At 43.5% G+C, this 25,878-nt stretch carries 20 protein-coding genes and 1 pseudogene; 17 read left to right on the top strand and 4 right to left on the bottom strand.

Annotation, left to right across the window (positions count from 1 at the left end; translation table 11 throughout):
• Positions 1–24: 24 nt before the first annotated feature.
• Entirely contained in the window at positions 25–912 is an 888-nt protein-coding gene (locus tag GKG43_RS03755; RefSeq protein ID WP_129878675.1) for an AraC family transcriptional regulator, read from the bottom strand.
• Positions 913–1,129: 217 nt separating this feature from the next.
• On the opposite strand from GKG43_RS03755, the gene GKG43_RS03750 reads away from it, so the two are divergent.
• The 3 genes and pseudogenes from GKG43_RS03750 to GKG43_RS23245 all read left to right on the top strand — a co-directional run bounded on the left by GKG43_RS03750 (position 1,130) and on the right by GKG43_RS23245 (position 4,447).
• A complete protein-coding gene (locus GKG43_RS03750; RefSeq protein ID WP_129878673.1) occupies positions 1,130–2,143 on the top strand; it encodes a uroporphyrinogen decarboxylase family protein in 1,014 nt (337 codons plus the stop codon).
• Between the two features lie 252 nt (positions 2,144–2,395).
• A pseudogene (locus tag GKG43_RS23250) lies at positions 2,396–3,574 on the top strand (beta-galactosidase); the annotation flags it as partial.
• Positions 3,557–4,447: a beta-galactosidase trimerization domain-containing protein gene (locus GKG43_RS23245; RefSeq protein WP_279230109.1), complete on the top strand. Its 891-nt coding sequence runs from the start codon at positions 3,557–3,559 to the stop codon at positions 4,445–4,447. The pseudogene GKG43_RS23250 and the gene GKG43_RS23245, both read left to right, overlap by 18 nt.
• Before the next feature lie 88 nt (positions 4,448–4,535).
• Here GKG43_RS23245 and GKG43_RS03740 read toward each other — a convergent pair whose 3' ends face one another.
• Positions 4,536–5,474, bottom strand: coding sequence for an AraC family transcriptional regulator (locus GKG43_RS03740; protein WP_129878671.1), 939 nt, complete (start codon positions 5,472–5,474; stop codon positions 4,536–4,538).
• A gap of 294 nt (positions 5,475–5,768) precedes the next feature.
• Here GKG43_RS03740 and GKG43_RS03735 point away from each other — a divergent pair, with 294 nt between their 5' ends.
• The 3 genes from GKG43_RS03735 (at position 5,769) to GKG43_RS03725 (ending at position 8,980) form a co-directional block, all read left to right on the top strand.
• Positions 5,769–6,803: a TIM barrel protein gene (locus tag GKG43_RS03735; protein WP_129878669.1), complete on the top strand. Its 1,035-nt coding sequence runs from the start codon at positions 5,769–5,771 to the stop codon at positions 6,801–6,803.
• Between the two features lie 73 nt (positions 6,804–6,876).
• Positions 6,877–8,001, top strand: a complete 1,125-nt coding sequence (locus tag GKG43_RS03730; RefSeq protein ID WP_129878667.1) for a carbohydrate kinase family protein — start codon at positions 6,877–6,879, stop codon at positions 7,999–8,001.
• Positions 8,002–8,032: 31 nt separating this feature from the next.
• Complete coding sequence (locus GKG43_RS03725) at positions 8,033–8,980, top strand: class II fructose-bisphosphate aldolase (protein WP_129878665.1); 948 nt, start codon at positions 8,033–8,035, stop codon at positions 8,978–8,980.
• A 91-nt stretch (positions 8,981–9,071) separates the two neighbouring features.
• On the opposite strand, the gene GKG43_RS03720 is transcribed toward GKG43_RS03725, so the two are convergent.
• Positions 9,072–10,670: a PucR family transcriptional regulator gene (locus tag GKG43_RS03720; protein WP_129878663.1), complete on the bottom strand. Its 1,599-nt coding sequence runs from the start codon at positions 10,668–10,670 to the stop codon at positions 9,072–9,074.
• Between the two features lie 209 nt (positions 10,671–10,879).
• Here GKG43_RS03720 and GKG43_RS03715 point away from each other — a divergent pair, with 209 nt between their 5' ends.
• The 11 genes from GKG43_RS03715 (at position 10,880) to GKG43_RS03665 (ending at position 25,381) form a co-directional block, all read left to right on the top strand.
• Entirely contained in the window at positions 10,880–12,169 is a 1,290-nt protein-coding gene (locus GKG43_RS03715) for a cytosine permease (protein WP_050640303.1), read from the top strand.
• Positions 12,170–12,213: 44 nt separating this feature from the next.
• Positions 12,214–13,002, top strand: coding sequence for a carbon-nitrogen hydrolase family protein (locus GKG43_RS03710; protein WP_129878661.1), 789 nt, complete (start codon positions 12,214–12,216; stop codon positions 13,000–13,002).
• A 72-nt stretch (positions 13,003–13,074) separates the two neighbouring features.
• The gene (locus GKG43_RS03705) at positions 13,075–13,746 is read left to right on the top strand and encodes an AroM family protein (protein WP_129878659.1); all 672 of its coding nucleotides are present in this window, start codon (positions 13,075–13,077) and stop codon (positions 13,744–13,746) included.
• Between the two features lie 49 nt (positions 13,747–13,795).
• Positions 13,796–14,446: an aspartate/glutamate racemase family protein gene (locus tag GKG43_RS03700; protein ID WP_050640300.1), complete on the top strand. Its 651-nt coding sequence runs from the start codon at positions 13,796–13,798 to the stop codon at positions 14,444–14,446.
• A gap of 244 nt (positions 14,447–14,690) precedes the next feature.
• Positions 14,691–15,710 carry a LacI family DNA-binding transcriptional regulator gene (locus GKG43_RS03695; RefSeq protein WP_050640298.1) on the top strand — a complete coding sequence of 340 codons (1,020 nt, stop codon included), beginning with the start codon at positions 14,691–14,693 and terminating at the stop codon, positions 15,708–15,710.
• A 260-nt stretch (positions 15,711–15,970) separates the two neighbouring features.
• On the top strand, positions 15,971–17,470 hold the full coding sequence (locus tag GKG43_RS03690; RefSeq protein WP_129878719.1) for a sugar ABC transporter ATP-binding protein: 1,500 nt from the start codon (positions 15,971–15,973) through the stop codon (positions 17,468–17,470).
• Positions 17,460–18,416, top strand: coding sequence for an ABC transporter permease (locus tag GKG43_RS03685; protein WP_129878657.1), 957 nt, complete (start codon positions 17,460–17,462; stop codon positions 18,414–18,416). Before GKG43_RS03690 ends, GKG43_RS03685 begins: the two co-directional genes overlap by 11 nt.
• A gap of 24 nt (positions 18,417–18,440) precedes the next feature.
• Positions 18,441–19,409 (top strand): sugar ABC transporter substrate-binding protein, encoded by a 969-nt coding sequence (locus GKG43_RS03680; protein ID WP_173020068.1) that lies wholly within the window; start codon positions 18,441–18,443, stop codon positions 19,407–19,409.
• 53 nt (positions 19,410–19,462) lie between these two features.
• On the top strand, positions 19,463–21,892 hold the full coding sequence (locus GKG43_RS03675) for a glycoside hydrolase family 3 N-terminal domain-containing protein (protein ID WP_129878653.1): 2,430 nt from the start codon (positions 19,463–19,465) through the stop codon (positions 21,890–21,892).
• Positions 21,889–24,252: an alpha-xylosidase gene (yicI, locus tag GKG43_RS03670; RefSeq protein ID WP_055154682.1), complete on the top strand. Its 2,364-nt coding sequence runs from the start codon at positions 21,889–21,891 to the stop codon at positions 24,250–24,252. The genes GKG43_RS03675 and yicI overlap by 4 nt, the downstream gene beginning before the upstream one ends.
• Before the next feature lie 463 nt (positions 24,253–24,715).
• Complete coding sequence (locus GKG43_RS03665; RefSeq protein WP_330377731.1) at positions 24,716–25,381, top strand: DUF5906 domain-containing protein; 666 nt, start codon at positions 24,716–24,718, stop codon at positions 25,379–25,381.
• 226 nt (positions 25,382–25,607) lie between these two features.
• Here GKG43_RS03665 and GKG43_RS03660 read toward each other — a convergent pair whose 3' ends face one another.
• Positions 25,608–25,754, bottom strand: a complete 147-nt coding sequence (locus tag GKG43_RS03660) for a helix-turn-helix transcriptional regulator (RefSeq protein WP_347561953.1) — start codon at positions 25,752–25,754, stop codon at positions 25,608–25,610.
• Positions 25,755–25,878 lie beyond the last annotated feature (124 nt).

The following is a 25,878-nucleotide window of genomic DNA, read 5'->3' as shown; positions in this document are numbered from 1 at the left end:
CTGCCTGTAATACCAAAATTCTGCTTAATAAATATTAGAGAAACGATGGCGCCGGAAATAGGTAGGCGTGCATCCCGTATACTTTCTAAACACCGAAGAAAAATGATTACTTGAGGAAAAGTTCAACTGGTAGGCCACATCTGTCACCGTATTCTTCGGATCCTTCAATAATATTTTGGCGGTATCAATCTTCAAAGAGATGATATATGAATGGGGCGTAATGCCAAGTTCTTCTTTAAATTTTGTTTTAAACCGTGACGACGATAAACCGCAGTTCTCAGCCAGCATATCTATGCTCAAATCCTCCATAAGATGGATGTGGATGTAATTAATTGCCTCCTGAATATCCGCACTGTAAAGGTCTTTTGTCAATTCAATATCAGCTGTACATATATTGTTCGCAACAAATTGCAGAAAAAAACTATACCCCAGTATCTGCTGTGATATTTCTTTCGATCCCAGCAGATGAAATGCCCGGTTAAGTACCTGCAGGTCTTTTGTATTCGCCTTTTTGGTCCGATGCTTGTAATTGAGAAGCCGGCGGAACAGGTATTCACTGTATGGCGTTGTAAGGCCGAGAAAGTTCTGCGATGCGGACATGTCAAACTGAAACCAGATAAATTCACATACGTCCTGTGAGTTCTCGCCGCTCCCGTGATTTTCGTATGGATAGGTCATGAAAATATCATTGCCGTACAGCATATATCTTTTGCCGTCTGCCATGTACTGCTGTTTGCCATTCATAATAACTACAAATTCCATATTACAGTGGTAGTGCATGTCCAGTTTGGCGCTGGCAGCCTGAAAATGTGCATGTCCAATCATATGGAGCGCTGGGATATTCAGTTGTTCTCTTGTAAGGATTTTGCATTCGTCTGTCCAGATCGGTACGTTGTCAGGAATATGAAGCACGATGTCCACCTCCTCTTAAGTATATATGGAATCATTTGCCCTAATAGTTATGAATCTATTTACGTCTGAATTATATATATAAGAATATCACCGGTTCTGCAATCTGACAAGTCCACTTGGTTCCCATGTATAAAATAGTACTATGGATTATTTTTAATGAACAGCTGAAATGCAGACGGTATAATAGGATAAAAATAGTTGTTAAGGAGATTATGCGATGACTTCAAGAGAGCTTGTATACAGGACACTGGAATTTCGGAACACGGATGGACGGGTTCCCAGGCAGATGTGGCTGCTGCCATGGGCAGAAATGAATTATGGATCAATGGTGGATAAGATCAGGAGGGAATATGAGGACGATATTGTTACGGCGCCCTGTATTCTGCAGAAGAAGACGATTGCAAAAGGAGAGCCGTATAAAATAGGCGAGTACACAGACGAATGGGGCTGCAGGTTCAATAATATCCATGAAGGGATCATCGGGGAGGTAAAAGAGCCTCTGGTCCGTGATGAAGAATGGGAGGATGCTGACCAGGTACATATCCCTTTGGAGTGGCTGGAGTTTGATACGGAAGCGGTGAATGAATTCTGCCGCAATACGGATAAATTCGTACTTTCAGGGTGCTGCCCCAGGCCTTTTGAGCAGCTGCAGTTCATTCGTACAACGGAAGAACTGTACATGGACCTGATGGATCCTCCTGCTAATATGCTGGATTTTTTGCAGAAAATGCACAGTTTTTATTGTGAACTGGTAGAAAAATGGGCAAAGACAGACATTGATGCAATCTCATTTATGGACGACTGGGGAAGCCAGCAGAGTCTGCTGATTAATCCGAAGTTGTGGGACAAAATTTTCCGTCCAATGTATAGAGACTATATCGCAATTGCTAAAAAATATGGAAAGAAAACATTTATGCATTCCGATGGCAATACGCTGGATATTTATCCCAGAATGATTGAACTGGGGCTTGATGCATTTAATACACAGATATTCTGTATTGGTCTGGAACAGCTGGAAAAATATAAGGGAAAGATTACATTCTGGGGAGAGATTGACAGACAGCATCTTCTGCCCGACGGCAGCACAGAGGATATAGAAAATGCGGTCAAAGCAGTATACGAAAAGCTATGGTCAGACGGCGGGTGTATCGCACAGTGTGAATTCGGTCCGGGAGCAAAACCGGATAATGTGTACACGGTGTTCAGAACATGGGATGAAGTAAAACGGTGAAGAGGCTGTGTACCGAAGCAGTATAAACAGGCATGTCAGAAGTCATGGATTTCTGACATGCCCATTTATTTATAAATGTTCGGATTTCTCTCTTTTCGCTGCGTTTTCTATTCTATAAAATAAAGGAAGAGGATATATTTGTTTTTCAAATCCTGAGAGCATACCGCAGTTCATGGCCTTAGGAATAAAACTACTATACCAGTACATCGTAAAATAACTGGCAGCTTATGCAGGAAACGGAGAAGCGGAGATATGAAGAAAAAGCAGAATTTTCAATGGAACAAAATGATAATGGGCGTGTGCTATTATCCCGAGCACTGGGATAAAGCGCTGTGGGAAGCGGATTTGACACGGATGCTGGATATCGGAATTACAGTGATTCGTATTGCGGAGTTTGCGTGGAATAAATTTGAACCGGAGGAAGGCAGCTTTACGTTTTCATTTTTTGATGATTTTTTAGAGCTGTGCCAGCAGAAGGGAATGAAAGTCATATTCGGAACCCCCACAGCAACGCCGCCGGCATGGCTGACGGAAAAATATCCGGAAGTGCTGAACAGCAGTATGGAGGGCGTTTTGTACCGCCATGGCGGCAGAAGGCATTATAATTATAATGCGCCGGTGTACAGGGAACTGTCAGCAAGAGTGGTAACGGAAATTGCCGCACATTATGGCGGGCATCCGGCGATTGTGGGATGGCAGATTGACAATGAGCTGAACTGTGAGATTTCCGAATTCTATTCCGATGCGGATTCTGAGGCATTCCGCGTATTTCTGAAGGAGAAATATAAGACGCTGGATGCTTTGAATGAAGCATGGGGAACTGTATTCTGGAATCAGACCTATACTCAATGGGAACAGATTTATGTGCCGCGGCCGACACTGAGCAGAGCCGTGAACCCACATATGCATCTGGATTATTACCGGTTTATTTCCTACAGTACACTTTCCTACTGCAGCATGCAGGCGGAGATCATCCGTAAGTATAAAAAGCCGGAAGATTTTGTGATGACGAACGGAATGTTCGACCATGTGGATAACCATCGGATGATGGAAGAATGCCTGGATGTATATATGTATGATTCGTACCCCAGTTTTGCCTATGGATTGGACCGGGAACCTCTGAAATCATAGGATCTGAATGACAGGAAGTGGTCGAAGCATCTGACAGAAGTGCGGTCAATCTGCCCGCATTTTGGAATCATGGAGCAGCAGGCTGGGGCCAACGGCTGGACAACCAGAATGGAAGGGCCGGCTCCGCGTCCGGGGCAGCTGACGCTCTGGGCAATGCAGAGTGTGGCACATGGCGCAGATTTTATATCATTTTTTCGTTGGCGTACCTGCACGTTTGGAACCGAAATGTACTGGCACGGAATCTTAGATCATGATAACAGAGATAATCGGAAGCTGGCGGAAGTGAAGGACTTTTATCAAAAACTTCGGACACTGGAACCTCTGTGCGGAGCGGACTATGCGGCGGTTTTTGCAGTCTTAAAAGGTTTCGATAATGTACTGGATGCAGAAGTGGATGCATGGCATCAAAGAATTAGTAAGTATAGTGAGAATGAGATTTTTGCTGCGGCGGAAAAGTCCCATACCCCTTATGATGTGGTTTATCTGCAGCGCGGCAGCGAACTGGATGAGTTGAAAAGGTATCCGGTTGTATTCTATCCGCATCCGGTTATCGTGAATAAGGAGCGCATGGAATTACTGAAGCTTTATGTGGAACAGGGCGGCACGCTGATTATTGGCTGCATGGCCGGATATAAGGATATGAACGGAAAATGTGTGATGCAGCCGTTGCCGGGGCTTCTGGCGGAATTGACAGGATCTGATGTAAAAGAATATACCTTTGCAAGTCCAGCAGAGGATCCGGTATATGCAGATTGGAATGGGCGTGAGATGGAAATGCCGGTTTTCAATGATATCATGGAACCTGCCGGCGGGGAGGTGCTTGCTGTTTATAAAAACAGCTATTATGCGGGGAAAGCGGCTTTCGTTGAACATCATGTGGGAAGCGGAAAAGTATTGCACCTTGGAAGTGCATTTTCACGGGGAAATGTAAAAATGCTGCTGGAATATACGAATGTCTTGGAACCATTTGCGGAACTGATAAACGCAGGGGATGATGTGGAGATTATCATGCGCAGGAAGGATGGCAGAAGCTTCCTGTTTGTTTTGAACTTTTGCGCAGGGGGAGCTGTGGTTGAACTAAAGCATAAGATGCCGCTATTGTATACGGGAGAATGGCAGGAGGGAAGGCAGGTTATTCCGGCTTTTGGGACGGCGGTTTATGAGGTGGTGTAGGGGGGCGTTGCGCCCCAGGCCTCAGCGCAGCCCAATGGAGCGCAAATATGAATATATACGGAAAAAGTTTGAAGATTCATAAAGCTTTTTACAGTTTACACGTATTCCATATGCGGGACAGAACAAAAGCCGCCTGTTCAAATGTATACCGGTTCTGAATATTGTCAGTAGGGAGAGCTGCGCCAATCAGGCGCGGCTTTTCCTGCTTTTTTCGATACTCTTTTACACTGCACCCAAGGTTTTTCATGAACATCTGATTGAGGTACCTGCTGCTGGAGAATCCTGTCTCAAGGCAGACGTCCAGTATTGGCAGATCGGACTTGGAGATCAACTGGAAGGCGTGCTCGAACCGGATATTATACAGATATTCCTGAAAGGAAATCCCCAGCATCTGCGTGATGAAATGCGAAGCATGATAGGTGGTGATATTCTCAAGGGCGGCGATATCCTGCAGAGCAATATGTTCCATGTAGTGTTCTGAGATGTAGTCTGTAATCCGGTTCAGGCGTCTGGAGTTGTTTTTTGCGGTGGCGGATTCTTTTTCACTCGCAATTGTATAATTCGTGCTTGTCAGCAGCCGGTAAATGGCGTCCAGAAGCAGGCTGGAGCACTTGATGGCATTGTGGGCGGAAGAAGAAAAGTAGGAAGCGGCACAGGAAAGTAAAGTCTGGTACAGAACGTCATGCAGTTCACCGCTTCGAATAATATTGCTATCAAAACGAAGGAAACCGAGCTGATAATCAATTCTGCGGTAAAAGTCGGGATGAATCTGAAACGCCAGTATTTGGTTCTGGCTGCCATTATTATAAAAAGAATGGATCTGATACCTGTTGATAAGATAGATATCCCCGGCATGCAGTTCATGCTGTTTAAACTCTGTGAAAAGTGTAAGGCTCCCATCCAGAAGAATGCCGATTTCCAGGTCTCCGTGCCCGTGAGGACTGCGGGCAGTCATTTCTACCAGAAAGATTTCCAGATAGTTCATCATTGTATGCTGTACAATTTCAAATTCTTCTTTTTTTACCATGTCTTGATTCTCCCTGAAATAATCTTTATTCCTGCGGGCTATGGTAACAGCGCAGAAACGTCTGAACTGGTTGCAGTGAGGGTCCGATACCCCGCTGCTCACTGCGTGGGTTCTGGCTTTATGATACACTACGTGAAAACAATAAACAACAAAAAAAATCGCAACATAGTCATTTTTCTGCCTGCTGTTTCTGATATAACTAAGATACAGCAGTTAAGGGCGTGCGGTATTCCCGTAAAAAGCGCTAATAATAGCGCTAAAGCCAATTTTTTATGAAAGCGAGGAAAAATTATTATGACAAAATTCAAATTTTCAGTCGGTCCCTGGAATGTACATACAGGAGCAGATTCTTATGGCCCGGCAACAAGAAGGGACATTCCGACAGAGGAGAAGTACAAAAAGTTTGCAGAACTGGGATTTTCCGCGGTGCAGTTCCACGATGACGATGCAGTGCCGAACATCAATGATTACACGGAAGAGGAAATCAAAGAGAAGGCGCGCGAACTGAAGAAAACACTGGACAAATATGATCTAAAGGCAGAGTTTGTCGCGCCGCGCCTCTGGATGGATGATCACACACAGGACGGCGGATTCATGAGCACATCTGAAAAAGACAGAGAGTATGCGATGTGGAGGGCTTACCGCTCGATAGATATTGCAAACGAACTTGGGTGTGACATGATTGTACTCTGGCTTGCAAGAGAGGGAACGCTGTGTGCAGAGTCGAAATCTCCGGTCTGGGCAACAAAGATGCTGGTTGAGGCAATTAATAAGATGCTGGAATATGACCCGAAGATCCGTGTCTGCATCGAGCCGAAGCCAAATGAGCCGATTGACAGAAGCATCTGTGGAACAATGGGACATGTCATGGCTGTTTCTGCGGCTACGATAGACCCGGCGCGTGTGGGCGGCAACCTGGAGAGTGCACACGCAATTCTGGCTGGGCTGGATCCGGCTAATGAGATTGGATTTGCGATGGCAATGGGAAAACTGATGACCGTGCATCTGAATGACCAGAACGGAATCCGTTATGATCAGGACAAATCATTTGGCGTCGAGAATCTGCGCGCAGCATTCAATCAGGTCAAGGTCCTGAAGGAAAATGGCTATGGGGAGAACGGAGAGTATGTCGGTCTCGATGTTAAGGCCATGAGGACGACAAAGGATGAGGACAGCTATAAGCATCTGGAAAACAGCCTGAAGATATTTAAGGCTCTGGAAGAAAAGGCGGATAAGTTCGATTATGATTTTCAGAAAAAATGTGTTGAAAACAGAGATTTTGAGGCGCTGGAAATGTATGTGATGAATCTTCTGATGGGAATCGAATAAGTTTTGACACGGAAAACAGGGAGATCAAAAGGTCTCCCATTTTCCGTATTAGAAAAAAAGACAGGAGGCAGCTATGAAGAAAAAAGTAATCGCAGCCGGACATATTTGTCTGGATATTACGCCGGTATTTCCTGACAAAAAGGTAAAGCAGCTAAGCGAGACGCTCTCTCCGGGCAGGCTGATACAGATGAGGCAGGCGGACGTACACACTGGCGGAGCCGTAGCCAACACCGGACTGGCAATGAAGATACTCGGTGCGGATGTTACTTTGATGGGGAAGATCGGAAAAGATGCATTTGGCGATATGGTTTATAATATTTTAAAGAAGCATGATGCAGAGGCGGGAATGATTTTATCGGAAAAGGAATCCACATCCTATACTGTGATCCTGGCAATTCCGGGGATTGACCGCATCTTTCTGCACAATTCAGGGGCAAACCATTCCTTCCGGGCATCAGACATTCCTCAGAAAGCGCTGGAGGAAGCAGCGTTGTTTCATTTCGGATATCCTCCGCTGATGAGATCTATGTATGAAAATGACGGGGCGGAATTGGTGGAAATCATGAAACGTGCAAAAGCGGCTGGTGCAGCAACTTCCCTTGATATGGCGGCTGTAGATCCTTATGCAGAAGCCGGCAGGGCTGACTGGGAGAAGATTCTGGAAAGTGTCATGCCTTATGTGGACTTTTTTGTGCCCAGCGTGGAAGAACTTTGTTTTATGCTGGATAAGAAGCGTTACGAACAATGGCAGGAAAGGGCTTCGGGTAAGGACATCACAGAGGTCCTGGACATCGAAAAAGATATAAAGCCCCTGGGAAGACAATGCATGGAATTCGGCGCCAAAGTCCTTCTGATCAAATGCGGTGCGCCCGGGATGTATTATAAAACCGCGGGCCGGAGGGCACTCATGAATATAGGAAACAGAGTGGGGCTGGATTTAAACAGCTGGGCAGACAAAGAAGGGTTTGAAAAGAGTTATGTGCCGGAGCGTATCCTTTCCGGTACCGGAGCCGGGGATACGAGCATCGCTGCATTTTTGACTGCCATGCTGGAAGGATATCCTCTGGAGAAAACACTGCAGCTGTCGGCGGCAACCGGTGCTTCCTGCGTGGCGGCCTATGATGCTTTGAGCGGACTGCAGACTTTTGAGGAACTGGAACAGAAAATAAATGCCGGATGGAACAAAATCGGGTCATAAAATGATCACATAAAAATCAGGGAGGCGGAATATGTTAGTAAATTTAAATGAAGTATTGATTCCTGCGAAAAAAAATCATTATGCAGTAGGACTTTTCAATGCGGTAAATCTGGAACTTGCAAGAGGAATTATAAGTGCAGCGGAAAGTACGGCTTCGCCTGTAATCATGGGCACTGCGGAAGTACTGTTTCCATACGGACCGCTGGAGGAGGTGTCATATTACCTGATTCCTATGGCGAAGAAGGCAAATGTGCCGGTTGTCATCCATTTGGATCACGGCCTTCATAAGGAAACTTGCCTGAAAGCACTTGAATTAGGGTTTTCTTCCATTATGTATGACTGTTCTACAGATCCCTATGAGGAGAATGTAAAAAAAGTAAGGGAAATGGCAGATATCGCCCATTCTTACGGCGCTACAATCGAAGGGGAGCTTGGACACGTAGGAGATAATGAAGGATCTGCAGAAGGAAATTCTCATATGACAGATCCGAAGCAGTTTTATACGGAACCGAAGATGGCGAAGGATTATGTGGAAAAGACAAAAGTAGATGCATTGGCGATCGCGGTAGGAAATGCACATGGAGCATACAAGCTGCCGCCAAAATTAGATTTTGAGAGAATCAGGACTATTGCAAACACCGTGGATGTCCCTCTTGTACTGCATGGTGGCTCCGGCCTTACGGACTCTGATTTCAAACAGGCTGTTTCGGAGGGCATCAGCAAGGTGAATATTTTTACGGATATCAATATCGCTGCGGTAGAGGCGGAATTTAAAAAATTCAGTGATATGAATAAAGGGATTATTGACCTGATTCCTGCAGCCGTGGAGGCGGTTAAGCAGGAATCAATGAAAAAGATGAAGCTGTTTGGCAGTGAAAGGAAAGCCGCGAATACATGTTATAACGAGAAAATGGACGTGGACCGTCTGGTACAGGCTGTTGTTGAGGAGGTAAAACGGAGTTTAGTCGGCAGGCTTTAGTCCTGTCGACGGACACGGCCGCAAAATGAAGGGTTTGCGGCGATCCCTTCATTTTGCGGCCCCATCCGTCGACAGCACTAAAGCCTGCCGACTAAACTCCGATTTTATGGAGCTTTAGGGCGATTTGCAGAATAAGCCGGTTTTCGGATTTGTCAATATCGAAATCTAACAGCGAGTTCAGCTTGTTTATTCGTTTATAAAGAGTATTGCGGTGTATATAAAGCCTGTCGGAGGTTTGGGAAATGCTGAAATCGCAGTCAACCAGCATTTCAAGAGTTTTAAGAAGCACAGTATTATTTTCAAGGTCATATTTTTGGATGCGTTCTATTGTATTTTTATAAATTTTAGATAAGGTTGGATGGCCTGAAATTTCATATAGCAGGTGGTAAATCATGAAGTTTTCATAGAAGTATATGCCGTCCTGCTGTGCATGGAGTTTTTTACCTATTTTTAAGGCGAACAGGGCCTCCTCATACGCAAAATTCAAATGTTTCAGCGTGTGGCAAGTTTTGCCGACGCCAACTGAAAAGTGCTCTGCCGGGAACCTTTTTTTGAGATCACCCACGAGCTTTTGGAAGCAAGGTTCATATATTTTTTGTATATTCTGAGAATTCTTCGGCTCAATGATTAAAATGATTTGATATCCATGCTTTTGGCAAATGTAATGGAAGGTATATATTTGCAGAGAGGATATGATTTTTTCCTTAAAAATGTGAAATTCTCCAGATGTTTTAATTGTTGTGTCAATGACGCAGACAAAGCGGGAGACCTGAAAATCTACATTCAGATAGGAAGCATCTTCTTTTAATCTGAGTTCATTTCCGGTGTATGTTCCATCCAGAATATTTAAGAAAAAGTCATCTGCGGATTTATAGTATCTTGCAGATTTGTTTAAGTTAGTCAATAAATATATACAGGCAGTTGGAAGAATTTCATTAATAAGGATTTCATTGATCGGAGTTAACGACTGTCCGTATCCCATACGTATGCAGAGAAAAGCCAACACTTCTGTCAGACTTTCTACTTTAAATATTGCATAGGAAGCCGTATCTGATGAAATCTCAAAAGGGCGGTCCGCTGCATATATCTGTGAGAGGCTTTCACGGATGCTTTTTTTCAGTAAGGCGTCGTCTACACGGTCAGTATTATTGATAAGGCTTAAATTATTTTCCCAGTATAAGAATATTTCCTGGTTCGTATAGTCTTCAATCAGCCTGATGAAAGAAGTGATGTTAATATGATGCTTTTTTAATAAGCTTAGTTCTTCGTGAAGTTTTCTGACTATATAGTACTGATAACTATCCTCGCCTTTTAATTTATTAAGAATGGGAAGCACCATACTGTTGTAGGTAAAGGCGAGAGGAATGCTGATAATGGGGAAATTGTGCTCATTTGCATAAGCGATTATTTTCTCAGGGAGACTGTCAATATATTTTCCGATTTTAATGCCCAGGGCAGCAGCTTTACGTGATATCAGGAGCTGAATCATATTTTCTATAGAAACTTCGTTTGTCATAAGAGAATAGCCGGTTGTAATAACGAAGTTATCTGGATTAATCCAATAGATACCGTCTGGTACTTCCATAATAACAACATCCGTTATCTCATTATCCAGCCCTCCAACTCCGGTCAGAAGCCGGAATTCTTTAAATACTTCCGCATTTAAATCAAATAAATCACGCACTTTCATACTTCCTGCACCTCCTTGAATATTATGATATTTAGAACATTTTATCAGGAATAAGCGAATAATTCAAATCTAAATCTGTTATGATGTATGATTTGTATATTTATATACTATATTTGTGTACACATTTACACCTTAGTTATAGTTTTGTTCATGATATAATAAACACATAATAAAAAGAAAAACAAAATAAAGAGAAAGGAGTTGCGAAAATGGGAGAAGTTATCCAAAAGGAAAGCGCCGCTCAAGAACGAATCCCTGATGAACAACGGCAAGGGTTATCAGGACCTCTTTTTGCGATGCTGGGTATGAATGTAGCGGTTTCTACACTTATGGTGGGAGGGGGATTAATTGAGAAGCTAACGCTAAAAGAATCGATATTCGTCATTATTATAGGAAACTTAATATTGGTTACTATTTTTTACATTCAGGGTCTTATCGGAATGAGAGAGGGGCTGACTACCTATAAACTGACGGAGATGGCATTTGGAAAGTATGCAAACAAATTTCTAGTATCGGGGGCCATGTGTATTTCACTGTTCGGATGGTTTGGCATTCAGACAAGCCTGGCAGCTTTATCAATCCAAAAAATTTTTCCTCAGTTTAGTAACTACAAGTTAATCGTAATTATTGTTGGCGTATTAATGACAATTTTTGCTGCAAAGGGATTCCATTCAATTAAGTGGGTCAATTATATTTTAATACCTCCGATATTGATACTTGTTGTCTGGGGGCTGATAAAGACATCCAATACATATGGCCTTGCCAACATTTGGAGTTATGTTCCGAAAGAACATATGGGGATTATGAGCGGTTTAAATATGGTTGTCGGGCTTATCATGTGCGGAGCAATTATTTCGAGTGACTATACCAGATTTTGCAAGAAAAAGAAAAGCCATATTGCAATTATCAGTATAATTGGAATCGGGGGAATTTCAGCAATTCAAGAGACCGGAACGGCTATTATTGCAATGACTGCGCCGTCATATAATATTGTTGATGTTCTGTTTAATCTGGGATTTAACTGGGTTGCATTTGTGATCTTGATAGGCGCCGCCTGGTCAACCAACTTAACCGGCGCATATTCTGGCGGACTGGCGCTGAATAATATTTTCCCAAAACAAAAAAGAAGTACGCTAACCTTTGTGGCGGGTATGATAGGGACGGTTCTTGCTATGTTAAATGTGATCCAATATTTTCAGAGTTTTCTTAATCTGATCAGCGTGATTTATGGTCCGATTGCGGGAATACTCTGGGTCGAATATTATCTTATACATAAAAAGGAATATGTAGTTGAAAGCAATTTTAATGTTGCAGGAATTGTGTGCTGTGTGATTGGGGCAGTGACATGCTATATCACTTCATTTGTCGTTGTGGTAGGAGTTTCTGCTGTCAACGGCCTTGTTATGGCAGGGGCGACTTATTACGGATACCGTGTCTGGGCAAAAGGAAAAGAGAGGGTTACAGAGCAGGAGCACAATGATCAAAAGAGTCATTCGTAACATCCAAATAATAAACTGGTTTAAAAGCAGGAAGGAGATTTGCTGTGCAGGATAAGAAAATCAAATTAGCCATGGTGCAGATGGGAGCGGCAGAGGGGAATGCGGAGTATAACATGAATAAAATCCGTTCCATTATCCGGGCCCAAAAGGGAAAGGGTACTGACATTATTTGTTTTCCGGAACTTTGTGTAAGAGGGTATGATTTTGAAAAAACAAGGACTGTGCCGATAGACGAGAAAGCATTTTTTGCTGATCTGGCGATAGAAAATGAATTGGCAATTGTTGCCGGGATTGCAGACAAACGAGAGGAACAGTATTTTGACACGGCGTGTTTTTGGGATGAAAATGGGAAAATGCTGCATTACTTTGACAAAATACATCTTTGGGGGGAGGAAAGGGAATTTTTTGAACCGGGTTCCGCAATAGAGGTCTTTACGTATAAGGGCTGGGAGATTGGCCTGCTCGTGTGCGGAGATCTGGGGTTCCCGGAACTGAGCAGGATACTGGCTGTGAAAGGCGCCCAGCTGCTTATTTATCCAAGTGCATGGCCGCATCCGTATCAGGAATTCTGGTCAACTATGCTTGCGTCAAGAGCGGCAGAAAACCAACTATATGTAGCGGGAGTGAATAGAGCAAAATATGAAAGTGAACGCTGCGGATTTTCAACAATTGTGGATCCATCGGGACGGGTCATGCGCTGCATTGGCAATGACGAGGATGGGATAATGGAAATAGAACTTACCAGGAGTACTGTACAACAAAGGCGGGAAGAAATACCTTATCTTAAGTATAGGATGCCCGGGCTGTATGGCGATATCTGCAAAGTATTTTAAATGTCAGAATGAGAATTGCCCGGTGTGAGTGCCGGTTGTGTTTGGATTTACTATGAGAGAGTAGGTGTTATTATGAAAATAGGAGCAGTAACAATTGGACAATCTCCAAGAACTGACGTTATGGCGGACATGAAGGCGATTCTGGGAGAAGAGGTTGAAGTTTTAGAAGCAGGGGCACTGGACGGGATTTCAATGGAAGAAATCAAACAAATGGAACCGGCGAAGGGCGATTATGTGCTTGTTTCCCGCCTTCAAAACGGTGAATTTGCAAAATTTGGTGAAAGCTTCATTCTTAGCCGGCTGCAGGACTGTATTACCCGGCTGGAGCATAATGGGGCAGAAGTGATTATGTTTTTATGTGCCGGTTCATTTCCGGATATTTTTAAGGCGAATGTGCCGTTGATTTATCCGTCCAAAATTCTGAATGGGATCGCAAAAGCAGTTAGTAAGCGGTCTAATATGATATTAATTACGCCTGATGCGCAACAGATACAGCAGGCATATGATCAATGGGGACCCATTATGGATCAGGTCGCTCCAATAGCTGCGAACCCTTATGGAAGCAGGGAAGAATTGGTTGAGGCAGCGCAAAAGGCAAAGGAAATTGATTCGGATTTAATCGTGATGGACTGTATTGGATATACGGAAGAGGCGAAGAAGCTTGTAAGAAAGATTTCAGGAAAGCCTGTGATTCTGTGCAGAACCATGCTGGCACGTGCTGTCAGTGAATGGTTAGACGTATAGGCGAAGGGGAACATTCTCGTGTTTAAGGAATAAAAAAGGATGGGATCTTATGTTTGAGGTCGGTTTAATCAGGGTGGTAACCTTAGAAAATGACGAAAAGTTACAAAGCCACGGGAGGGTCATAGAAACATTCTTCCCGGGAATAAAGGTGGAAAGTAAATGTATTCAGGGATTTGAAAAAGGTCTGCCTACGAAACAGCTGGTCCAAAAAGCGCTGCCGCAGATTTTAGCACTCGCTAAGGGGTTTGCAAATAAAGATTTGATTGTTGTCAGCTGTGCCGATGACCCGGGAGTAGATGAAATACGCCGGATGTTTCCGGAAAAACCGGTTCTTGGGGCAGGGGAATGTACGGCTGCATTGGCATCTTTGTATGGAAAAAAGATCGCGCTTTTGGGCGTAACATCTTATATTCCGAAAGCTTTTGGAAAGATGCTGGGGGACAAGATAATAGAGATGGCAATGCCGGACGGCGTACAGAATACATTGGACCTACGAAAAGAAGAAGGACGCAAAAATTGTTACAGAAAGGCTTTGGAATTGAAGGAAAAGGGGGCGGATATAATAGTATTGGCCTGCACGGGACTCGGAATGGACGGAATAGACCGCGAAATAGAAAGCCGTACAGGGATTCATGTCATAAATCCGGTGCTGGCAGAGGGACTATTTATTTTTTATGAAAGTTTAAGGTGCAGGGGATAAAATATAGGGATGCCTGGGTTTGGGACACCTCTTGCCTGCTTTGGGCCATGTTCTTTTAAGAAAGAACATGGCCCAAATTTGTTGGAATGTAGAGGAGTTCAGGGCGCTGAAGCAAATAAATTTAAAATACAGACAAGAAAGTGCTGGGGAATTCCTTGTCAGATATTATGATTTGTTTTACAATGGTAAAATAGACAAAAAACACAGATAGAAACAGAGTGGAAGATATATCGGAGGAACGGCGATGCAGGTGACAATTAAGGATATTGCACGCGAGTGCGGCGTCTCGGTGGCAACGGTGTCTATGGCACTGTCTTCAAAGAAAACGAGGGTGTCGGAGAAGACAAAAGCAAAAGTAATAGAAGTTGCAAGAAAGTATAATTATCAGCCGAATAATGCAGCGGTAAGCCTTGTGAATAAAAAGAGTAAGCTGATAGGGATTGTCTTTAATGACTTGCGGAATACCCATATTTCATCGCTTTTCATGGAGATTAACAATGTGTTTGAAAAAAGAGGCTACTCTCTTGTCTGCCATATTATCGAAGATGACGGAGCGGTGGAGTATGATCTGATTCGGAACGTGGGTGCGGGAAATATCAGTGCCTTGATCTGGGCGAAATCGCTTGAGAAATATACGGATGAAGAAAAAAAGAAACTGAATGATGCCATGCTGCAGTTAGATGTTCCGGTAATGACTATGGATAATTACGGATTTGCCTGTGAGGGGACGGATGTAGTGTTTGATTACCGTCAGGGCGGATATATTGCGACGAAGCATCTCATAGATTACGGACACAGAAGGATCGGTTGTGTGGCGGGGAAAAAGAACTATCAGGTGACACAGGAGCGTTTGGAAGGATATAAAATGGCGCTTGAGGAAGCTGGAATTTCTTACGATGAAGAACTGGTTGTCTATGGGGATTATACAATGAATAGCGGATACATGTTATTTCCTTATATTATGGGAAAAAAGGTGACGGCTATTTTCTCTATGAATGACGAGATGGCATTTGGTATTTATCGTGCGGCCAGAATGTACGGGGTTGGTATCCCGGAGGATGTTTCTGTGGTCGGTTTCGACAACGTTCCGTTCGCGGATGTGATGCAGGTGCCGCTGACAACAATAGGGATTCCGGTAGAGGAAATGGGAAAGTATATAGGGGAACGCACCATGGAGCTGATCGAGTGCACAGAAAAAAAAGGAAGGGATGTGAGAGAGTATAAACCACAACTTTTGCTTCGGGGCAGTACAAAGAAAATTTAAAATGGTTTTAGGTAAGAGTCGGTGAAACCGGCTCTTTTATTCTGTAAAATAATACCATTTCTGTCTGTATATTTTTAACAGTGTTGAAACGTTTAGACATATTTGTTGAAACGTTTAGACAAGTGATAATATACAAAATAAACAAAAATAATCCTAATTAATTGAATAAATACGATAAATATGATATAATTCTAACGTACAAAAAAGGAAAAAGAATAATAAGTGTTAAAACGTTTAGACAAGGAGGGCGGAACATTTTGGTGAGGCGTACAATTGTGGAACTAAAAAACATACGCAAAGAGTTTCCGGGTGTAGTCGCATTGGATCAGGTCAATATGAAGATACGTGCGTCCACAGTCCATGCACTGGTCGGTGAAAACGGGGCCGGCAAGTCAACACTGATGAAGATATTGTCGGGAACTTATACCGGTTATGGCGGAACAATCTTTTGTGAAGGAACAGCGATTCATATGAAGTCAGAGAAGGATGCCTATGCACATGGAATTTCTATTGTCGCACAGGAATTGAACTATGTACCTGAGCTGACAATATCAGAGAACTTGTTTTTAGGGAGAGAGCAGAAAAAAGGGAAATTATTTTTGGACAAAAAGGAGAGAAAGAAGCAAACAAAGGAATTATTAAAAATAATGAATCTGGATTATGAGCCCGATGAAAAAATGGGAAATCTGAATGTGGCTCAGTGCCAAATGATTGAAATTCTAAAAGCTATTTCGAGAAACAGTAAAGTTATTATTATGGACGAGCCGACATCATCTCTGACAAGTGCGGAGACCGGCATTCTTTTTAAGACAGTATGCAAACTGAAAGAGACCGGGATTGCATTCGTTTTTATCTCTCACAGGCTGGAAGAAGTGTTCGCACTCTGCGATGAATATACGGTTTTACGCGACGGAAAGTGGATTGCATCGGGGGAAATAAAAGACACTACGGAAGAGCAGCTTATTTCTATGATGGTCGGGAGGGATATCGAAGATATCTATCCGCCAATTTCAGAACATCAGGATCGAGTTGTGCTTGAAGTAAAGAATTTGACGAATGAAGGGGTATTTCGAGACATTTCGTTTCGTGTTCATGAAGGAGAGATTTTCGGCCTTGCAGGTATGGTAGGCGCAGGGAGAAGTGAGATTGTTCAGACGATATTCGGATTGGACCATCTGGAAAAAGGAGCGATCCTGATGGAGGGAAAAGAGGTAAAGATACGCTCAGTCAAAAATGCAATACGGCACGGGATTGCAATGGTGACGGAGGACAGAAGGACTTACGGATTTGTAGGTGTGAGACCGATAGAAGACAATATCAAACTTCCGAATGGGGATTTATTTGCGAGATTAGGCTTCTGGAATGCGAAGCAGGTAAAGAAAAAGGGAAATGCTATTTGTTCCGAACTTTCAGTGAAAGCACCGGGTATGAGTACACTGGCAGAGAATTTAAGCGGCGGAAACCAGCAGAAGGTAGTATTGGCAAAATGGCTTGTGCGGGATATTAAGCTTCTTATTTTAGATGAGCCGACAAGAGGGATTGATGTAGGCGCAAAGGAAGAAATCTATTCCCTCATTACAGAGTTTGCGAGGCAGGGTATGGCAATTATACTCATCTCCTCAGATATGCCGGAAGTGCTTTCCATGAGCCATAGAGTAGGAGTGGTCGGTGACGGGAAATTGTTAAAAATATTAGAGCGTGAGGATCTGGTTCAGGATAAAATTATGAAAATAATTGTGGAGGCGAAAGATGAAAAATAAAACGAGATTATCATCGGGAGAGATATACAGAAAATACGGAATCGTACTTATCATGATTTTTTTATTTATTGCATCGGCAGTCATTAATCATAACTTTTTAAAACCCCAGAATTTGATTAACATATTAAAACAGATTTCTGTGGTTACCATTATTGCCTGCGGCGAGACGATGCTGATCGTATCCGGAATGATTGACTTGTCAGCGGGGTTTTTGTGTACAACCTCAGCGTGTATTTCGGCGGGGATCCTTGCAGGAACGGGAAATCTGCCGCTGGCGATATTGGCGGGGATCGCAATCGGATGTCTTTGCGGCTGGGTGAACGGATTTTTAATTACCCACTATAAACTGCAGCCATTTATTGCGACTCTGGCAATGACCTATGTACTTCAGGGAATTGTTCAGATATATACAAACGGGCAGACAATCGGCGGCGTGCAGAAAGCGAGACCGCTGGGATATGGTGCAGTCCTCGGAATACCGGTTCCGGTTATCATTATGCTTGTTATGGTAGCAGCCATAGCGATATTGATGAAAAAGACAACATTCGGAACTTATATCTATGCTATCGGAGGAAGTGAGAAGGCGGCAATTGCCTCGGGCATTAATACGAAGCGCATAAAGAGGCTGATATTTACACTGAGCGGTGCGCTGACAGGACTGGCAGGTGTAGTGCTGATGGCGCGTTTGATGGCGGGAATGCCTTCTGTGGGAGAAGGGTATGAATTTGACGCCATTACTGCGGTGATTGTGGGCGGGACTAGCTTCTTAGGAGGAATCGGAACGGTAACAGGAGCCTTAATCGGTTCGATCATCGTAGGATTGATCAACAACATACTGAATCTGCTGCATGTATCTACCCAGTACCAGTTGATTGTGAAGGGGTTGTTAATTGCGGTGGCAGTAATTATTGATATTAAGACAAAAGAAAATAAAAAAAGTAAATAAATAAAAATGAAGGAGGAAAAAACAATGAAGAAAAAATTAGCAGTGATGGTGGCGGGAATGATGGTATGTATGACGGTAATGACAGGATGCGGTACGGACAAGACAGGTGATACGGGTAATACAGGAAAGAAAAGTGAAGAGTACTTAGTAGGATTTGCAAACAACAGTGATACGTACAATTATTGTGCAAAATTCAGAACGTATTTAAAAGAGATGACAGAGGCGAAAGGTATTGATATTACGGTCACAGATGCAGGTGGGGATACAAATGTACAGAACGGACAGATTGATGATTTTATTGTACAGAACGTAAATGTAGTGTCAGCTATCAGCAACGATCTGGACGGTTCTATACCGGCACTTGAAGCGGCGAAAAGCGCAGGACTTCCTTACATCTCATTTTTGACTACGGTTTCGGGCGGGGATGACTATGACGGATATATTTATGTTGGTTCTCCGAATTATGACGCGGGAAAAGCACAGGGTGAATACCTTCGAGAGGTATTTCCGGAAGGAGCATCTATCTTATACTTCACAGGAGCACCAAACGACCAGCAGTATATTGACCGTAAACAGGGTCTGGAAGATGCTCTGAAAGGCAGTAATATTACAATTTTAGGTGAATATAACGTGGAAAACGCAAAAGATCTCGGAATGAGTACGGCGGATGACTGTCTGTTGTCATATGACAGTTTTGACGCAATTGTATGCCAGAATGACGATGCGGCATTGGGAGTTGTTGAGGCATTGAAATCTGCGGGAAAACAGGACAGCATTCAGGTGCTCGGTGTGGACGGAAGTGATGACGCACTGGAATCTATTAAAAACGGAGAAATGACGATGACTTCTCTGCAGGATGCAAAAGCACAGGCAGAAGCGGGTGCTCAGATTTTCGAGGACCTGAAAAACGGGACAGATCCGGCAGATATCGAGGATGTCAGCATTCCGTTTAAAATCGTCACAGCAGAAAATGTGGACGAGTATCTGAAATAATCCGATAAAGCAGTCCATTCAGAAAGACAGCGCAAGAAAGAAGGTAAAAGGAGATGGCGAATTACAAAGACAGCAGCCTTCCGGTGGAGGAAAGGCTTAAGGACCTAATGCAGAGAATGACATTTGAGGAGAAAATCGATCAGATTACATGTCTTGTGACAATCACGGAGGAGATTCCTGATTTTAAGGAATATGTACCAAACGGAATAGGGAATGTTGGCGCATTTACTGTGGCAGACAGTGTAGAAGAAATTGTGAAGTACGCGGACAAATTACAGAGATATCTGGTAAATGAGACAAGGCTCGGAATTCCAGCACTGATTCATTGTGAAGCGTGTGCGGGGGCACAGTATACGGAGGCTGATGTATTTCCTAGTGCAATCGCTCAGGCGTCTACGTTTGACCCGGCGATTGTGGAGCAGATGGCGGATATCATACGCCGCCAGATGCTATATGTGGGATTTCGACAGGCACTCTCTCCTGTGATGGACGTGGACAGGGATCCGAGGTGGGGAAGAATGACAGAGACATACGGAGAAGATGCGGCTCTTGTATCGGCGATGTCGAGTGCCTTTGTCAGAGGGATTCAGTCAGAGGATATGAAAAAAGGTATTTTGGCAACGGCAAAACATTTTGCTGGGCATGGCGTCACAGAGGGTGGAATCAATATGGGGCGCAATCTTGTTTCGGAGAGAGATCTTCTGGAAATTCACTGCAAACCTTTCCAGTGTGCAATAACGGAAGCCAATTTGAAGAGTGTTATGAATTCATATGGTTCCATCGATGGGGAACCGGTTGTGGGATCGAAAAAGATGCTTACAGAAATACTGAGAAATGCGCTTGGTTTCCGTGGATTTGTTGTCTCTGACTATCTCTCAGTGGACCGTCTGGTAGACCCATTTTCGGTGGCCGCCACATTTGAAGAGGCCGGAATTCAGGCAATTGAGGCCGGGCTGGATGTAGAGTATCCGAGACCGAAAGGGTTCCATTACTGCATGAAAGAAGCGGTAAATGACGGGCGACTGAGCATATCTGTGATCGATCAGGCGGTGGAGAGAGTTCTGAGAATGAAGTTTGAAATGGGTATTTTTGAAAACCCTTATCCGGATTTAAGAAAACTAAAAAAGACATTACATTTAGAAGAAACAGAGCGGCTGAATGAGAAGATAGCGGAGGAAAGTTTTATTTTATTGAAAAATGAGAACAAAGTTCTTCCACTGTCAAAACAGATAAAAAAACTTGCGGTAGTTGGTCCTCATGCGGACAACATCCGTAGCTTGTTCGGGACATTTTCTTATCCTGCAGTAATCGATATGACGATGTCCAGAGAGGAAGATGGGCAGGACTTTGAGGAACCGGGAGTCATTATCTATGATATTGATCAGGATTATATAGGACAGGTTCGTGATACCTCACCCAGGGTAAATAAGCGGATACAGAAAGATTTTCCGAAAGCAAAAACACTTTATCAAAAATTAAAAGAATATCTTCCTAACACAGAGGTGGTATTTGCAAAGGGGATAAACTGTGCAGGAACTGAACTTGGCGGAATGGAAGAGGCAGTGCGTGCTGCGGCCGATTCCGATGTAGTCTTGCTGACGCTCGGAGGTAAAAATGGCTGGGGAAGTACTTCCACGGTTGGGGAGGGCGTGGATGCTACCGACATTGACCTGCCGGGAGCACAGGAAGAATTTGCGAGAAAAATTTACGGATTACATAAGAAAACAGTCGTACTTCATTATGACGGACGTCCCCTGTCAAACGAGTTTACCGCGTCACATTTCAATGCTATCGTGGAAGTATGGCAGCCGGGAGAAATGGGAAGCAGCGCTCTGTGCAGATTGCTTTTCGGCGAGGTGAATCCGTCTGGGCGTCTTCCGGTCACTGTGGCAAGAAATGCAGGACAGCTTCCGATTTACTATGGCCTTCCGAGAGGAAGCGGCTATGTTGCAGCTGGGCACACCGGAATGATTCGGAATAAAAACGGATATATCAATGATACGGCAGAGCCTCTCTATTATTTCGGACATGGGTTGAGCTACACTTCTTTTGAGTATTCTGATATGAAAATCGAGGAAAAGGTCGTTAGTGCGTCGTCTGTCATCAAGGTGGAAGCACGGATTAAAAATACAGGTGGCTGTGACGGAACAGAAGTTGTCCAGATGTATTTTACAGATGCCGTATCGCAGATGGTGCGTCCGACAATGGAACTGGCCGGATTCGTGAGAGTGGAATTGAAAAAGGGCGAAGAAAAGAAAGTGCGGTTTGAGATGAAGGTGTCTCAGTTTGCCTTCTTGGACCGTGACATGCAATGGTTTGTGGAAAAGGGGAATTACATCATTTCGCTTGGAGCGTCCTGCAGGGATATCCGTCTACAGGAGCAGCTGCAGGTAGCTGACAGTGCAGTAATCGACGGTAGAACGAGAGGATTTTATGCAAAGGCGGAAGTAGTACAGAACATTAGCAGGAGGAGTAAGCCATGAAATTTACAGAGGGATTCTGGGAAAAGAGCGAGGCTGCTCACGCATGTTATGCGGTACAGGCGTACGAAGTGGAAGAAATAGAAAACGGCATGAGGGTGATTGCTCCGTTCCGGACCATCTGCAGCCGCGCAGGCGCATTGGACGTCGGAACGCTGACGTTTGAGTTTACCTCAGCCGGCGCGGATATTATTTCCGTAAGATGTTTTCATTTTGAAGGATACGAAAAGAGAGAACCCCGGTTTATGCTGAATAGAGAAAAATGTAAAGTAAATATAGACATCAGCGAGGATGAGGCGGTGATGTCAGCAGGGAATGTTAGTGTACATGTGGGACTAAAAGAGTTCTATATCAGCTACAAAAGAAACGGGAAAGATATGACATCATGTGGGTTTAAAAATGTCGGATACATGCGACATGACAGAAAAAATTCAACCAAGTACCCGGAGACAAATTATCTTGCTGAGGACTACAATCCTTATATTGTCTCAGAGTTTTCACTGGCAGCGGGAGAATGTGTCTATGGTCTTGGTGAAAGGTTTACCGCATTTGTAAAAAACGGTCAGACTGTAGACTGCTGGAACGAGGACGGGGGAACCTCATCGCAGATTAGTTACAAAAATATTCCGTTCTATATAACGAATAAAAATTACGGAATCTATGTGGATCACAGCACAGACGTGTCCTTTGAGGTTGCGAGCGAAAAGGTAGAAGCAGTCGGCGTCTCCGTAAAAGGAGAGGAGATGCGTTATTATGTGATTGGCGGAAGTTCTATGAAAAAAGTGATTGAGCACTATACGAGTCTGACGGGCAAACCGGCACTTCCTCCGGCATGGTCGTTCGGACTCTGGCTGAGTTCCTCCTTCACGACTGATTATGATGAGAAAACTGTTAACTCATTTATCGAGGGGATGAAAGCGCGGGATCTGCCGTTTGACGTATTCCATTTCGACTGCTTTTGGATGAGAGGCCTGCACTGGTGTGATTTTGAATGGAATGAGAAAACATTTCCGGATGTGAGGGGAATGTTAAAGCGATATAAAGACAAAGGGTTGAAAATATGCGTATGGATTAATCCCTATGTAGCACAGGGGACGGTATTCTTCCGGGAGGGGTTGAAGAAAGGCTATTTCCTAATGCGCGCCGATGGTTTGGGCGTAAAGCAGGTGGATAACTGGCAGCCTGGAATGGCAGTCATTGATTTCACGAACCCGGAAGCTGTGATTTGGTATCAGGAAAAACTGAAAGAACTGCTGGATATGGGAGTCGATTGTTTCAAATCAGATTTCGGTGAAAGGATACCTGTTGATGTGACTTATGCAAACGGAGCAGATGCATGGGGAATGCATAATTATTATACATTATTATATAATCAGACGGTATTTGAATTGTTAAAGAGAGAAAGAGGAGAAAAGGAGGCAGTTTTATTTGCCAGAAGTGCGACGGTGGGAGGCCAAAGATTCCCCGTACACTGGGGAGGCGACTGTACAGGCACATATGAATCTATGGCAGAATCATTGAGAGGCGGCCTTTCCTTTATGCTCTCCGGCTTCAGTTACTGGAGCCATGATATTGGTGGATTTGAACTGGCAGCCGATGCAGATGTATATAAAAGATGGCTGCAATTCGGGCTGCTTTCCACTCACAGCAGACTACATGGCTCCAAAAGCTACAGGGTGCCATGGTTGTTCGATGAAGAATCTGTGGAAGTGTGCAGAGAATTTACGAAACTGAAATTGAAGTTGATGCCTTACATCTACAGTATGGCAGTGGAGTCGCACAAGACGGGAATTCCTGTGATGCGACCGATGATCCTGGAATATGAAAATGATCCTGCAGTAAAATATCTCGATATGCAGTATATGCTTGGAGATCGTCTTCTGGTAGCGCCGATTTTTAATAAAGAGGGAATTGGGGAGTATTATCTCCCAAAAGGTGTGTGGACGCATCTTCTGAACGGAGAACGGAAAGAAGGAGGACGCTGGTACCGGGAAACATACGATTATCATTCCCTGCCTTTATTCGTGGCCGAGAATTCGCTTCTCCCGATGGGAAGCAATGAAAAAACAGCCGGGTATTCCTTCGCGGAAAATGTGCAGATCGGTATCTATGAATTACGGGAGGGAGAGAAAGCAGAATGCCGGATCCCCGACAAAGAAGGTAATATTGTGCTGAATGTGAGGGCATATACGGATAAAGATAAGATTTATTTGTCTAGTTGTGGAAAAAATGAAAGGATAACATATGTACTTTACAATGTTCCTGAAATCCGGAGCATAAGCGGAGGAACGATGCAGTACGATAAGGAGAGGCGAAGCGCTGTTGTTGCAGCGGAAGGGGAGCAGGTGATTTTGGGGAAATAAAAAACAGGAAGATATTTGTTTTTTAAATGAGGATGACCTCGATAGCGAAAAAAGCCTTCCTTTGTTGTTTCAGGGGGTGGTTAGGGGTTAAAAGATTATGCCAGACCTCGTTTCTTATGATATGGGGCTGTCGCATCAACGATTAGAAAATCATAGATGCGGCAGCATCTTTTTGCCATTTTTAAGCCGAAACAGAGTGTGTGAATAAAAGTCTGTAAATACTGATCTTCTATGATAATAACTGGGCTGAAGGCTTCACGACCCTTGCCTTATGTATAACAGCACATGCTGTGCTGATATGCTCCCTTCTAGGTAGACAAGTAAAATAATACAAACTTGCTACTTAGGAGGGGGCATATTTTATGTCTAAAAGAAATATATCCGCACAAGATAAGAATGTAAGCAGTATCCAGAAGGTGGAGCATACCGATTCGCAAGGGCAGATCTGGAACATAAACTTCTCATGGTAGATGATGATATGAAGCTGGAAGCACTGAAGGATACCAACTATATCAAATCTATTGTTACTCTGGAGGACAAGATGGATCTGGAGAGAAAATCCAAGCAGAGTGTGCAGGGAAGTCTGTATGTAAGGTTCCGCTGTTTAGGAAATGGAAGTCTCAGTGCACCGCATGATCGGTCTTATGGATTTTATCGGAGACAGATCATTCTGACGGTAAAAGATATTCCGGCGGGAATAGTGAATGATCCGTATCTGATCGAGAAATTACGAAAAGAAGCAGATGATATTTTCCTCTGGTGTCTGGAAGGATTGGAGCGTTTATTGAAATATGATTATCGTTTTACTTTGAGTGAGAAGGCAAAGAAAAATCTTCATGAAGCGATGGAATCCGCGAATAACATTATTTCCTTTATGGAATCAACCGGATATATCCGTCTAGAAGTGAACACAACAGCAACTTCCAGAAAACTGTATCAGGCATATTGCAGATGGTGTGAGGATAATGCAGAAAAGCCTATGAGCGCCAGAAGCTTTTCAGGGGATTTGAAAGAGAACGAAAAGATATATAATATCCGGTATTCTACAAACATTTCTTCAGACAACGGAAAAAATGCGAGAGGATTTCAGGGAATCCATACACAGATATGCTGTGAGAGTTATAGATGATACGGAAAAAATACAGAAAATGTAATGTGAAGAGAAAAACGTATATGCTTATAGTTGCAGGGCAATGAAATAAGTTGGAAATTGAAAATGTATAAAGTATACGCTTATACGTTTATATGGGTAAATGGAAACTTGAAACTATTTAAAAATCCGGGACGGATTATAGGTGAGACGGCACATTCCAAGCCCCGCCAACAGCAAACAACAGATAACTTGTTCTCTAGGATTATTTTTCATATGTCAGTCCGTTAAAAATAGTGTTGAAATCTGTATGGAATATTTCCGCAAGTGCAATCAGTTCGCTGATGCGGATATTGTAAGTTCCGGCTTCAATTTGTGAGTAAACACTTCTGGAAGTAGCGAGATTACGCAACTGCAATTGTGCTACGACATGTTCCTAAGTAAGATTGGTTGCATTTCTCAGCTTGCGAAGATTATCTCCAATGGAAATATCATTAATTAATGTAATTTTTAAGCCATAAAGATTTCACCTCTTT

This window comes from Eubacterium sp. BIOML-A2, from assembly GCF_009680135.1.
GTDB classification, from domain to species: domain Bacteria; phylum Bacillota; class Clostridia; order Lachnospirales; family Lachnospiraceae; genus Faecalicatena; species Faecalicatena contortus_B.
The sequence above is the reverse complement of the archived record's forward strand: the minus strand, read 5'-3'. Positions and strand labels throughout refer to the sequence as shown.

Excerpts from the sequence above, each read along its gene's own strand:
- GKG43_RS03750 (WP_129878673.1), top strand. The coding sequence starts at position 1,130 with ATGACTTCAAGAGAGCTTGTATACAGGACACTGGAATTTCGGAACACG.
- GKG43_RS03740 (WP_129878671.1), bottom strand. The coding sequence starts at position 5,474 with ATGGTAAAAAAAGAAGAATTTGAAATTGTACAGCATACAATGATGAAC.
- GKG43_RS03735 (WP_129878669.1), top strand. The coding sequence starts at position 5,769 with ATGACAAAATTCAAATTTTCAGTCGGTCCCTGGAATGTACATACAGGA.
- GKG43_RS03730 (WP_129878667.1), top strand. The coding sequence starts at position 6,877 with ATGAAGAAAAAAGTAATCGCAGCCGGACATATTTGTCTGGATATTACG.
- GKG43_RS03725 (WP_129878665.1), top strand. The coding sequence starts at position 8,033 with ATGTTAGTAAATTTAAATGAAGTATTGATTCCTGCGAAAAAAAATCAT.
- GKG43_RS03720 (WP_129878663.1), bottom strand. The coding sequence starts at position 10,670 with ATGAAAGTGCGTGATTTATTTGATTTAAATGCGGAAGTATTTAAAGAA.
- GKG43_RS03715 (WP_050640303.1), top strand. The coding sequence starts at position 10,880 with ATGGGAGAAGTTATCCAAAAGGAAAGCGCCGCTCAAGAACGAATCCCT.
- GKG43_RS03705 (WP_129878659.1), top strand. The coding sequence starts at position 13,075 with ATGAAAATAGGAGCAGTAACAATTGGACAATCTCCAAGAACTGACGTT.
- GKG43_RS03700 (WP_050640300.1), top strand. The coding sequence starts at position 13,796 with ATGTTTGAGGTCGGTTTAATCAGGGTGGTAACCTTAGAAAATGACGAA.
- GKG43_RS03695 (WP_050640298.1), top strand. The coding sequence starts at position 14,691 with ATGCAGGTGACAATTAAGGATATTGCACGCGAGTGCGGCGTCTCGGTG.
- GKG43_RS03685 (WP_129878657.1), top strand. The coding sequence starts at position 17,460 with ATGAAAAATAAAACGAGATTATCATCGGGAGAGATATACAGAAAATAC.
- GKG43_RS03680 (WP_173020068.1), top strand. The coding sequence starts at position 18,441 with ATGAAGAAAAAATTAGCAGTGATGGTGGCGGGAATGATGGTATGTATG.
- GKG43_RS03675 (WP_129878653.1), top strand. The coding sequence starts at position 19,463 with ATGGCGAATTACAAAGACAGCAGCCTTCCGGTGGAGGAAAGGCTTAAG.
- yicI (WP_055154682.1), top strand. The coding sequence starts at position 21,889 with ATGAAATTTACAGAGGGATTCTGGGAAAAGAGCGAGGCTGCTCACGCA.
- GKG43_RS03665 (WP_330377731.1), top strand. The coding sequence starts at position 24,716 with ATGGTAGATGATGATATGAAGCTGGAAGCACTGAAGGATACCAACTAT.